Annotated in this window: 9 protein-coding genes; all 9 read left to right on the forward strand. The window is 66.5% G+C overall.

Annotation, left to right across the window (positions count from 1 at the left end):
• Positions 1 to 1,522, forward strand: a 1,522-nt coding sequence (rnr, locus tag Q0D45_RS18795) for a ribonuclease R (RefSeq protein ID WP_293396457.1), incomplete at its 5' end; no start/stop codon positions are given.
• Positions 1,519 to 2,166, forward strand: a complete 648-nt coding sequence (locus Q0D45_RS18800; protein ID WP_293396460.1) for an OmpA family protein — start codon at positions 1,519 to 1,521, stop codon at positions 2,164 to 2,166. The genes rnr and Q0D45_RS18800, both read left to right, overlap by 4 nt.
• 19 nt (positions 2,167 to 2,185) lie before the next feature.
• Positions 2,186 to 4,876 (forward strand): DUF2339 domain-containing protein, encoded by a 2,691-nt coding sequence (locus Q0D45_RS18805; protein WP_293396463.1) that lies wholly within the window; start codon positions 2,186 to 2,188, stop codon positions 4,874 to 4,876.
• A 36-nt stretch (positions 4,877 to 4,912) separates the two neighbouring features.
• Positions 4,913 to 5,677: a 23S rRNA (guanosine(2251)-2'-O)-methyltransferase RlmB gene (gene rlmB, locus Q0D45_RS18810; RefSeq protein ID WP_022975388.1), complete on the forward strand. Its 765-nt coding sequence runs from the start codon at positions 4,913 to 4,915 to the stop codon at positions 5,675 to 5,677.
• Positions 5,677 to 6,630 carry a hypothetical protein gene (locus Q0D45_RS18815; protein WP_293396468.1) on the forward strand — a complete coding sequence of 318 codons (954 nt, stop codon included), beginning with the start codon at positions 5,677 to 5,679 and terminating at the stop codon, positions 6,628 to 6,630. Before rlmB ends, Q0D45_RS18815 begins: the two co-directional genes overlap by 1 nt.
• Before the next feature lie 184 nt (positions 6,631 to 6,814).
• A complete protein-coding gene (rpsF, locus tag Q0D45_RS18820; protein ID WP_293396471.1) occupies positions 6,815 to 7,237 on the forward strand; it encodes a 30S ribosomal protein S6 in 423 nt (140 codons plus the stop codon).
• Between the two features lie 3 nt (positions 7,238 to 7,240).
• Entirely contained in the window at positions 7,241 to 7,468 is a 228-nt protein-coding gene (rpsR, locus tag Q0D45_RS18825; protein ID WP_022976074.1) for a 30S ribosomal protein S18, read from the forward strand.
• Between the two features lie 12 nt (positions 7,469 to 7,480).
• Positions 7,481 to 7,933: a 50S ribosomal protein L9 gene (gene rplI / locus Q0D45_RS18830; protein ID WP_293396474.1), complete on the forward strand. Its 453-nt coding sequence runs from the start codon at positions 7,481 to 7,483 to the stop codon at positions 7,931 to 7,933.
• 164 nt (positions 7,934 to 8,097) lie between these two features.
• On the forward strand, positions 8,098 to 8,851 hold a 754-nt coding region (locus Q0D45_RS18835), incomplete at its 3' end, for a DnaB-like helicase N-terminal domain-containing protein (RefSeq protein WP_293396477.1).

Here is an 8,851-nt window from a genome sequence, read left to right on the forward strand (position 1 = left end):
GTGGGGCGATCGCGAAGATCTGCGTGAACTCGGCCTGATGACCATCGACGGCGCCGATGCCCGCGACTTCGATGACGCGGTCTATGCCGAAGCCGTCAAGGGCTGGCGTGGTGGCGGCTGGAAGCTGTGGGTGGCGATCGCCGACGTGTCGTCCTACGTCACCGTGGGCTCGGCGCTCGATGCCGAAGCGACCGAACGCGGCACCTCGGTGTACTTCCCGAACAACGTCATCCCGATGCTGCCGGAAGCGCTGTCGAACGGCCTGTGCTCGCTGAACCCGAAGGTCGATCGCCTGTGCATGGTCTGCGAGATGCGCGTGGCCAAGGACGGCGAAGTCTCGAAGTCCAAGTTCTATCCAGCGGTGATGCGCTCGAAGGCGCGCCTGATCTATGACGACGTCGCCGCGATGCTGGCCGACCCGGAATGCGAGCAGGCGAAGGCGCAGCCGGAACTGCTGGCACCGCTGAATACCTTGCGGGAAGTGTTCGAAGCGCTGTTCGCGGCACGCGAGGCGCGGGGTGCGATCGACTTCGAAGGCACCGAAACCAAGATCGTCTTCGGCGAAGGCCGCAAGATCGAAAAGATCGTGCCGGTGCAGCGCAACGTCGCCCATCGCCTGATCGAGGAATGCATGATCGCGGCGAACGTGCAGGGCGCGCTCTTGGTCGACAAGCACAAGATGCCGTCGCTGTTCCGCGTTCACGCGCCGCCGGATGGCGACAAGGTGGCGATCCTGCGCGAGTTCCTCGCCGGCCGCGCACTGCGCCTCGGCGGTGGTGATTCGCCGGTCGCCAAGGACTACGCAACCCTGCTCGCCAGCGTCAAGGGCCGCGAGGATGCCAGCCTGATCCAGACGGTGATGCTGCGGTCGCTGATGCAGGCCCGCTACCAGCCGGCCAACGATGGTCACTTCGGCCTGGCGCTGACCCATTACGCGCACTTCACCAGCCCGATCCGCCGCTATCCCGATCTGCTGCTGCACCGGGCGATCAAGCACGTGATCGCCAAGGGCAAGCCGAAGACCTTCACCTACTCGGTGCAGCAGATGGAAGCGCTGGGCGCGCATTGCTCGATGGCCGAGCGCCGTGCCGACGACGCCACCCGCGACGTCAACACTTGGCTCAAGTGCGAGTTCATGCGCCACCGGGTCGGTGAGGACTTCGACGGCATCGTCGCGAGTGTTGCGCCGTTCGGCCTGTTCGTCGAACTGACCGGCCTGTACATCGAAGGCATGCTCCATGTGTCGCAGCTGAAGGGCGATTTCTACGAGTTCGAAGCCAAGCATCAGCGCCTGGTCGGCAGCCGCTCGAAGACCGTCTACGCGCTCGGTCAGAAGATCCGCGTCAAGGTGGTCCGGGTCAGCCTCGACGAACGCAAGATCGATCTCGAGATCGTCGAGCAGGGCGGCAAGTCGGGTGGCCAGAAGGATGGCGGTGGGCATGACGGCGGCCGCGACCATGGTCGTGGCGGTGACAAGGACGGTGGCCGCAACGGCGGCGGCCGTGGGAGAAAGCGTCGGTGAAGCGAAGGCTCATTCGGGCGGGCCTCGCAGCGCTGCTGCTGGGGCTCGCGGCCTGCGCGGGCTCGCCACCGGAGTCCGCGCCGATCGTGCCTGCGCAAGATGGCGCGCCGGTGCCGCTGGCAGGCGCCGATTCACCGTCCGAGGCTTACGCGGTGGCCGGTGCCTTGCCACCGGCACAGCTTGCGGCAGTGCTGACGACGTTCAATGCCGAACTGAAAGCGAAGCTCGGTACTTCGTCCGGTAGCTGGCGGCTGGTGCCTGAGCGTGATCGGGCCACGCGCGTCGTGTTCGACGCCGATCGTGCGTTCGAAACCGGCAGCGCGCAGTTGCGGCCGGAACTGCTGCTGCCCTTGTCCGAACTCGCCAAGGCGGCACGTGGTGGCAATGCGAGTGCCGGACCCTGGGTCATCCACGTGATCGGCCATGCCGAGCGCGCGGAAGACGCGAGCCTGAGCGAGCGACGCGCCACGGCGATCGCCTCCTATCTCGCCGAGCAGGATGTGCCCGGTGGCCGTTTGCGCGCCGAAACGCGCAGCGAGAGGAGCGGTGCGGGCCATCGCATCGAACTGGTCTTCGCGGCGATCGTCCAAGGCCGCGAGTCGCGGGCCTGGATGCCGCCCGAGGCGGTCGCCGCCAGCCGCTGATCGCGGCTACCCTGCGAGGGTGAACCTGCCTAACGCCTCATCGCGCTCGAGTCTCACCATCGTCTGGGTGCTGCTGTTCGGCGCCATCGCCGCCTATGTGCTCGACAACATCGGCGGCTTCTGGCTTGGCGCTTTCAGCGGCTATCTGTTCGGCCGCTTGCGCGAGGTGCAGCAGGAACTTCGTGAGCTGAGTGCAAGGGTTGCGACGGGTGCTGTTCCGCCGGTGACCCAGGCAGAGGAAGTTGTGCCAGTCGTCGTCGAGCCTCCGGTGGAGGCGACGCCGACGCGTCGCGAATCGCCAGGCTGGAGCGAGGCGCCATCGGCCTTGTCCACGGCTGCGTCAGCGCCGGCACCAGCAGCTCCGTCGACCTTCGATCGCCTGATCGAAAGAATTTCCGACTGGGCTCGAGGCGGCAATCCGCTGGCCCGGCTCGGCGTGCTGATCACCTTCGTCGGCGCGGTCTATCTGATCCGCTATGCGGCGGAAACCGGTTATCTGCCGGTGGAGCTGCGGCTTGCGGGCCTGTCGCTGGCGGCGCTGGCGATGGTGGTTGTCGGCTGGCGTCTGCATGAGCGGGTCGCGGGCTACGCGCTGAGCTTGCAGGGCGGTGGTCTGGCGCTGCTGTATCTGACCGTGCTCGCCGCGCTGCGGCTCTATCACCTGCTAGCGCCGACGCCGGCGTTCGCGCTGCTGGTGCTGGTCGCGGCCAGTTCGGCGCTGCTGGCGGTGCGTCAGAACGCGCTGCCACTCGCGGTCATCGGTTTCGCCGGCGGCTTCGCAGCGCCCTTGCTGCTCGGCGGCGATGGCAGCCACATCAGCCTGTTCGGCTACTACACGGTGCTCAATCTCGGCGTCTTCGCGATCGCCGCGTTCCGGGGCTGGAACGGTCTGAACCTGCTCGGCTTCGTGTTCACCTTCGTGATCACGTCCTTGTGGCGAGTCACGACTTACCGCGCCGAATGGTTCGCCAGCGTCGAGTTCTTTCTGCTGCTGTTCTTCGTGCTCTACGTGTTCGTCACCGTGCTGTCGGCGCGCAGCGAGCGTCGCGCGGGCCTGGTCTCCGGAACGCTGACGTTCGGCCTGCCGGCGGTGGTGCTGTCGCTGCAGGCGAGCCTGGTCGCCGACATCGAGCAAGGCCTGGCCGCGAGTGCCGCCGGCTTCGGCCTGTTCTATCTGATCACTGCAGCCGCGCTGTTCCGCGCGCGGCGCGACTACTGGCGCATCACCGCGCAGGCCTTCATCGCCATCGGCGTGGTGCTGCTGAGCCTGGCGGTACCGCTGTATTTCGACGAGCAGGCCACCTCGGCCACCTGGGCGCTGGAAGGCGCCGGCGCGGTCTGGCTTGGTCTGCGCCAGCAGCAGTTCCGCGCGCGGGCCTTTGGCGTGATCGCGCAATTGCTGGCGGGTGCTTCGCTGATGATCGCCATCGTCGACAGCCCGGCCAGCAGCGGCTGGTTCGAAGTCGGAGTGCCGGGCGCGGTCCTGCTGGCGGTTTCGGCGATCGCCAGCGGCCATTGGCTGCGCTCTTCCGGCGCTGCATTGCGCATCGAAAAGCGCGTCGCCGATCTTGCGGCGATCTGGGCGCTGGGCTGGTGGCTGTATGCGCTGTTCGTGCAGATCGACCACTCGGCCGGCGAGTACTTCATCGGCCTGGCGCTGGCGGCTGGCGCGCTGACCGCCGCGGCGCTTGCCGCGCTGGCCCAGCGTCTTGTCTGGCCGTGGCTCGCGCGGCTGTCGCAGCTTTGCTTCTTGCTGTTCGCCGGAATCGGCCTGATTGCAGCAATCGTCGAACGGCCTTCGGGTCAAGGTGGCGTGTTCGGCTGGTTCGCCTTGCTGAGCACGCATTACGCCCTGCTCTGGCGCAGCGAGCGCCATGCGCCGGCGACACCGGTGCCGATTCAAGAATGGCCGTCGCACATCATCCCGGCGCTGCTGAAAACCTGGCTCGCCAGCCTCGAACTGGCCTGGCATCTGCGCAGCCAGTTCGGCGGCGACTGGCCGGTGCTGGCCTGGGGCCTGGTGCCGGGGTTCGCGCTGGGCCTGTTCACAGTTTTCGCGGCGCGCTGGCCGGTGGCGCGCGATCGCCGCCTGTATGCGCTCGGCGTATCGCTGCCGCTGGCGATCTGGCTGCTCGGCTGGACGCTGGTGACGAGCATCGCAAGCCGTGGCAGCGCCGCACCGCTGATGACCCTGCCGCTGCTCGATCCGCTCGATCTCAGCGTGTTGGCGATCGCCGCGGCGCTGCTGCTGTTCTGGCGCCAGCGCCGCGTCGAGGACTGGCAGTGGCTGGCCAAGCTGGACCAGCCCTGGCTGCTGCCAGCGGCCGTGGCGGCAACGACTTTCGTCTGGCTGAACGGTGCCATCGCGCGGGGTCTGCATTACAGCCTCGGCACGCCGCTGGGCTTCCAGGGCATGCTCGATTCGGCCTTGCTGCAGGCGACCTGGTCGGTGGTCTGGAGCGTGCTCGGCTTCGGCGCGATGTGGCTCGCGGCCCGGCGGATCAATCGCGGCCTGTGGCTGGCCGGTGCGGCGCTGATGTTGATCGTCGCGATCAAGCTGTTTGCCGTCGATACCGCCGGCACCGGCACCCTGGCGCGGATTGCCGCGTTCCTGTCGGTCGGCGTGATCCTGCTGGCGGCGGGTTATTTCGCGCCGTTGCCAGCAGCGAGCGCAAGCAGCGATGAAGCGCCGCGAGGGGGCAACGACTAAACTGCGCGCCGTTCAGTATTCAACCGGCAGCAGACCATGGCAGAGACTTACATCGGCGGCTTCCACGCCGTCATCGCGGCGATCGAGGACGGCGAAAGCAAGCCGCGCGAAATCCTGCTTGCCGAAACCCGTCGCGATGCGCGCGCCGAAAAACTGCTGGAGCTGGCCGCCAAGCGCAACATCACGGTCCGCAAGGTCGCTCGTGATGTGCTCGATATCCGCGCGCCCGGCCTGCGCCATCAGGGCGTGCTGGCGGCGATCAATGCCGCCGATCTCGGCGGCGAAGAACTGATCGATCTGCCGGCCACACCCGAGCGCTTGATCCTGGCGCTCGATGGCGTGCAGGACCCGCACAACCTCGGCGCCTGTTTGCGCACCTCGGAAGCCACCGGTGTCGATGCCGTGATCATCCCCAAGGATCGCGCCGTCGGCGTCACGCCGGCTGTGCGTTCGGCCGCCGCCGGTTCCGCCGAGCGGGTGCCGGTGGTGCCGGTGACCAATCTGGTTCGCAAGCTGGAGCAGTTGAAGCAGCTTGGCTACTGGGTCGTCGGCCTGGCCGGCGAGGGTGATGAATCCCTGTTCGATGTCGATCTCACCGGGCCGCTGGTGCTGGTCATGGGCGGCGAGTCCGAAGGCCTGCGCCGACTGACCCGCGAGTGCTGCGATCGCGTGGTGCGCATCCCGATGAAGGGCGAGCGGATCGAAAGCCTCAACGTCTCGGTGGCCGCCGCAGTCTGCCTGTACGAGGCTTATCGCCAGCGTAACCACAAGCCGGCCAAGGCTGCCGCGCGGAAGAAGTGATGGGGCGCTCGCGCCTGCTGCTGTCGGTGCTCGCGGTGCTGGTCGCCGTGCTGCTGGCGCAGTGGTGGCGGGGGCAGGACGAAGCACCTGAAACAGCGCCGGATGCAGCGCTCAGCGAATCACTGCCGCCAGTTGTGGAAGCAATGCCGGCGCCACCGGCAGCGTCGTCGGCCGCGCGGCAGACGGTCGAGCGCGCGGTCGTCGATTCCGGCATCACCATCCGCCTGATTCGTCGCGCGCGGCTGTTGCCGCCCGAAGGCCGGCTCGCCGATGGCTACGCGAAGCTGTTGCCCGAGGCGCAGAGCGGCAATCGTCTGTCCCAGTATCGGCTCGGCAGCCTGCTGTTCGACTGCCGCGAAGTGCCGGCCGACAGCGCCGCGCTGGAGCGGGAAGTCGAAGGCTTCTACCAGACCCGGCGGCACGGACGCTGGACCGTCGATGCGCCGAAAGCCGAGGAAGCCACGCTGCGTCATCTGTACGCCGAGTGCGACGGCATTCCGGCCGAGGCGCGCACCGGCTTTCGCGACTGGATCAAGCAGGCCGCCGACGCCGGCATCATCGAGGCGCAGCTGAATCTGCCGCTGAAGTTGCCGCCGGACGATTACTGCCAGTTCCTGGCCGAGTGCTCGGCCGATCAGCGTGCCCGCCAGGAAGCCTTGCAGCTTGAGGCGATCGATTACACGACGCGGGCTCGCGAGGCCGGATCGGTGGCAGCGCTGTGGACCTTCGCCGCCTGGTATTCCGGCGGCGAGGTGCTGCCGCAGAACGATATCGAGGCCTATGCGCACTTCCGGGCGCTCGATCAGGTCAATGCCGCGAGCCAGCAGCCGCAGCGTTTCGGCAAGTTGCTGGCCGGCATGAAGAAGAAGCTGCGCGCCGTCGATATCGACGCCGGCGAGGCGAGGGCGCGCGAGCTGCTGTCGAATCCGAACTGCTGCGTGATCACGCCCTAGCAAGCTCCGGCTTGCCCGGAACGGCCTGAAAACGTACACTCCGCGACCTTTCCGGCCAGACCGCTGTTGGGCCGTTGTTGGTTCGACCGGAAAACCTTGTCCCACCGCCCGTTTCGCCTGTCGTCATTTGCGGGGGACTGCCCGGGCTGGCTTCGCTGCCAGCCTGCATCCACAAGGAGCATCCATGCGTCATTACGAAGTTGTTGTCATGGTCCATCCGGACCAGAGCGATCAGGTTCCGGCCATGATCGAACGCTACAAGAACATGGTCGAGTCCGACGGCGGCGCTGTGCACCGCATGGAAGACTGGGGCCGCCGCCAGCTCGCCTATCCGGTCGCCAAGCTGCACAAGGCGCACTACGTTCTGATGAACGTCGAGTGCTCCGACGCCGTGCTGAAGGAGCTGGAAAGCGCCTTCCGCTTCAACGACGCCGTGATCCGCAAGCTGGTCATCCGCATGGACAAGGCTGAGACCGAGCAGTCGCCGCTGTTCAAGGTTCCGGAAGAAGACAAGAAGCCGGAATACAAGCGCAATGCCGAGGGCGAGGCCGCTGCTGCCGACGCCGCCGATGCCGCTGCCGCCACCACGACCGAAGAGGCCGTCTAAGCCATGTCACGTTTTTTCCGCAAGAAGAAGAGCTGCAAGTTCACTGCCGAAGGCACCATCCGGATCGACTACAAGGATCTGGCGACGCTGAAGCAGTACGTCTCCGAGAACGGCAAGATCGTGCCGAGCCGCATCACCGGCACCAAGGCGCGCTACCAGCGCCAGCTCGGTTCGGCGATCAAGAACGCGCGTTACCTCGCGCTGCTGCCGTACACCGACGCCCACGAGTAAGGAGAAGAATCCATGGAACTGATCCTGCTCGAAAAAGTGACCAACCTCGGCGACCTCGGTGATGTCGTCAAGGTCAAGTCCGGTTACGGTCGCAACTACCTGCTGCCGTCCGGCAAGGCGCTGACCGCCACCGCCGGCAACAAGGAAGTGTTCGAAGTCCGCAAGGCCGAACTGATGAAGAAGTACGCCGAGACGCTGGCTGCCGCGAAGATGCGTGCGGCTGCCCTCGCCGGCAAGCACGTCACCATCAAGGCGCTGGCGGCTGAAGAAGGCAAGCTGTATGGCTCGGTTGGCCCGGCGGAAATCGCCCGTGCCACCACCGGCACTGCATATGTGCTCGAAAAGAGCGAGATCGATCTGCCGGAAGGCCCGATCCGCGTCGTCGGCACTTACACCGTTGCCGTGCGTCTGCACTCGGAAGTCGAAACCACGCTGATCGTGGTGATCGAAGAAACCAAGGGCTGAAGCCTTTCGTTTCGTGGCAACGATCGGCCCGCCTCGCGCGGGCCGATTCGTTTCTGGCGCTGGCGGCCAGTGATGCACAAAGTGATGCACAAACTGTCCACAGGATATTCCGTCGCGGGCGCAAGCCTGAACGCGCAAGCTTGATGATCCACCGAGAACCGACCATGGCCACGCCTTTCCCGAACGCATCCCCTGGCAGCGCCCAGCCCGGCGCGCGGCTGGCCGCCAGTCCCAAGCATCCGCCGTATTCGCTCGAAGCCGAGCAGTCGGTGCTCGGCGGCCTGCTGCTGAACAATCGCGCCTGGTACGAGCTGGTCGATCAGGTTGCCGAAGAGGATTTCTACACCCAGGACCACCGGCAGATCTTCAAGGCGATCGGCGAACTGCTGAACGCCGGCCGGCCCTGCGATTTCGTCACCCTGTCCGAGCATCTGCGCCATCAGGGCAAGCTCGAGGACGCCGGCGGCATCAGCTATCTCGGCACTTTGGCCGCCGATACGCCGTCGGCCGCCAACATCAAGGCCTATGCGGAGATCGTGCGCGAGCGTTCGGTGCTGCGCTCGCTGATCGCCGCCGGTCAGGACATCGCCGAACTCGGCTACCAGCCCGAGGGCCGCACGCCGGGCATGTTGATCGACGTCGCCGAAAAGCAGGTGTTCGCGATCCGTGCGCGCGGCTCCAAGGCGGCCAGCCAGGCCAAGGACATGCCGATGCTGATGGACGCGATCGAGGATCGCCTCGAGCGTCTGCGCAACAACCCGGACAGCCTCGCCGGCCAGCCGACCGGTTTCACCGAACTCGACAAGATGACCCAGGGCATGCACCCGGGCGACCTGATCATCGTCGGCGGCCGTCCCGGCATGGGCAAGACCAGCTTCGCGATGAATATCGCCGAGCACGTGTCCATCGACTGCAAGA

The sequence above is a fragment of the Nevskia sp. genome (assembly GCF_023266035.1).
In the GTDB taxonomy this organism is placed as follows: Bacteria; Pseudomonadota; Gammaproteobacteria; order Nevskiales; family Nevskiaceae; genus Nevskia.